This window comes from Streptomyces jeddahensis, from assembly GCF_001642995.1.
GTDB classification, from domain to species: domain Bacteria; phylum Actinomycetota; class Actinomycetes; order Streptomycetales; family Streptomycetaceae; genus Streptomyces; species Streptomyces jeddahensis.
Genome location: NZ_LOHS01000013.1, coordinates 1 through 1997, shown reverse-complemented (window position 1 = coordinate 1997; position 1997 = coordinate 1). Strand labels below are relative to the sequence as shown.

3 protein-coding genes are annotated in these 1997 nt (G+C 72.1%); all 3 read right to left on the bottom strand.

Going from position 1 to position 1997, the window contains the following annotated elements:
- Positions 1–80: 80 nt before the first annotated feature.
- Positions 81–383, bottom strand: a complete 303-nt coding sequence (locus STSP_RS00480) for a DUF4229 domain-containing protein (protein ID WP_067270486.1) — start codon at positions 381–383, stop codon at positions 81–83.
- An 83-nt stretch (positions 384–466) separates the two neighbouring features.
- On the bottom strand, positions 467–1057 hold the full coding sequence (locus STSP_RS00475) for a GNAT family N-acetyltransferase (RefSeq protein ID WP_078066774.1): 591 nt from the start codon (positions 1055–1057) through the stop codon (positions 467–469).
- 99 nt (positions 1058–1156) lie between these two features.
- Positions 1157–1822, bottom strand: a complete 666-nt coding sequence (locus tag STSP_RS00470) for a UdgX family uracil-DNA binding protein (RefSeq protein ID WP_067270484.1) — start codon at positions 1820–1822, stop codon at positions 1157–1159.
- Positions 1823–1997: the final 175 nt, after the last annotated feature.

Sequence of the window (1997 nt, the reverse complement as noted above, 5' to 3'; positions counted from 1 at the left end):
TCACCCTCAAGGGGCGCGGGGAACTGCGCGACCAGCCACGACGGCGCCGCAGCTAACCGACGGCACATCCAGCGGAGCGCCTAGCCCTGGGTCTGCCCCTGGGCGCGGGCGGCGTCGTCCGCGACATCCTCCTGGCTGCGGTTGCTCTCCAGCGTGGCCTTGGCCCGGTCGACCCGCGCCACGATCTGCTCGGAGGCTCGGTCGCGCTGCTTACGGAGGGCGACGAAGCTGATGGGCGCGGAGATCACCAGGGCGAGCAGGACGATCCACAGATCGTTGGAGCCGCCGAGTCCGCGGGGTAGAACGCCCGAGTAGACGAGGCCCCAGACGACCACGAAGCAGCCCACGAAGATCCCGAGGCGCATCAGTGTGTAGCGGAGCATGTCATTTCACTCTTCCGTTCCGAACTTCCGAAAGTGGGCGCTCCCCAGTGAAGCACGCGGCCGGGCGTGCGCTGCCCGGGGGGTCAGCCGCCGAGGCATTCGGCCATCGCGTCGTGGGACTCAGCCGTCGAGGGGACCCGCTGGCCGGCCGTCCCGAGCGGCAGCAGCATCGTGATGTCGTCGCGGTCGTCGCCGGGCGCCACGCGGATGGCGCTGGGCACGCGCCCGACCTCCTTGTAGCCGCAGGAGGCGTAGAAGCGCTCGAGCCCCAGACCGCCGCGGCAGGTCAGGCGTATCGCGTCGATGCCCTCGAAGCCGCGGGCGGCGTCCGCGGCGGCCGCCAGCAGATCGCGTCCATAGCCCTTGCCCTGGTGCCGCGGGTGCACCATCACCGTGTAGAGCCAGATCCAGTGCCGCATCAGCCGGTGCGTGTTGTACGTGAGGAACGCGGTCGCTGCGGCCTCGCCCGCCTCGTCGTAGCCCACCAGGAGCCGGGTACGGCCCTCGCTCATCGCGGCGAAGTGCCGGACGAGCTCCGGACGTATCGCCTCGGCGGTCACGGGCGGCACGAAGCCGACGGCACCGCCGGCGTTGGACACGTCCGTCCACAGGGTCAGCAGTCCGTCGCGCAGGCCGGGCGTGATCGCGGGGTCGAGTTCGAAGGTGAGCGACATGCGGCCGACCCTAACCGGCACCACTGACAACCGGACACGGCCGTCTCGCGACGCGGACCGTGGAGCGGCGCTCGCGCGTTGAAGACGCGTTGGAGACCGTCAGCCCAGGACGCGCGCCGCCACCTTCAGGTCGGACACCAGTCCTTGGTACACCGCCTCGCGGTCGTCGGCGCGCAGCACCGCGGAGGGGTGGATGGTGGCGACCACGCGCGCGTGCCGCCCGTGGATCTCCTCCTCGAGCAGCATTCCGCGCTGCTTGGTGACCCGGAAGGACGAGCCGAGCAGGGCCTTGCCCGCCGTCGCGCCGAGCACCACGATGATCTCCGGTTCCACGAGGGCGAGTTCGGCGGCCAGCCAGGGGCCGCACGCCGTCATCTCGCGCAGGCTGGGCGCCTTGTGGATACGCCGTTTGCCGCCGCCGGGAGGCTGGGTCCACTTGAAGTGCTTGACGGCGTTGGTGACGTACGTGTGCGTCGGGTCGATCCCCGCCTCGGCCAGGGCACGGTCGAGAACCCTGCCCGCGGGCCCGACGAACGGCCGGCCCTGCCGATCCTCCTGGTCGCCGGGCTGCTCACCGACGAGGAACACCCGGGCGTCGGTGTCTCCGGTGCCGAAGACCGTCTGGGTGGCGTCGCGGTGCAGGGGGCACCCGCGGCACCCGGCAGCGGCCTCGCGCAGGGCCTCCAGGCCCGCGCCCTGCGGGACGAAGGGTTCCGCGGTGTAGGCGTCCTCGGGCGCCGCGGCGGTACGACTACGGGTGCTCACGTCCCCCGGGTACCCCGGCGACGTGGGCTAACCCCCGCCGTCCCCGTCCCGGCTGCCGCCGTTGCGGGCAGGGCTGCCCTTCCCGTTGTGGGCAGGGCTGCCCACTCCCGTTGTGGGCAATCGTTCCGCAGGGCTGGGGGCACCTCCCAGCGGTAGCTGGGGGAGGGTGGGCACA